Consider the following 437-nt stretch of genomic DNA (forward strand, 5'->3'; position numbering starts at 1 on the left):
TGGCCACGTACAGGTAGCGTTTCTGCTGCTCGTCAGGCATCTGGGGCAGGTACTTGATGTCGATATGCACGTACCCCGGCTCGTAGTCCTTGAAGGGCTTGTGCCGAGGCTTGCCATCATCTCCGGCATCCTGACGGGCCAGTTCTGCCAGTGTTGGCACCTCGCGGCGCTTGAGCATGCGATGCAGGCCTGAGCGGGACAGTCGAGGGTTCAGGAACTCACGTGCCACGACGAGGAGGTCATCCAGGCCGAGACGAAGGAATTCACGGGCGGCGATCAGCACGTCTTCCTGCTCGGTAGTGAGCGTGGCCAGCAGGTTGTGGCGTGTATGCGGCCGGTCATGGACATCGTCGCGGTATCGCCAGCGGCGTATGGTCGAGTCGGATACGCCATACTGACGGGCCAACTCGCTATCCGTGATGCTGGAGGGTGCTGCC

At 62.0% G+C, this 437-nt stretch carries 1 pseudogene; it reads right to left on the bottom strand.

What is annotated here, in order from left to right:
• Positions 1-437, bottom strand: a pseudogene (locus tag CCD76_RS19570) (IS481 family transposase); the annotation flags it as partial.

This window comes from Salinicola salarius (assembly GCF_002179555.1).
GTDB lineage: Bacteria > Pseudomonadota > Gammaproteobacteria > Pseudomonadales > Halomonadaceae > Salinicola > Salinicola salarius_A.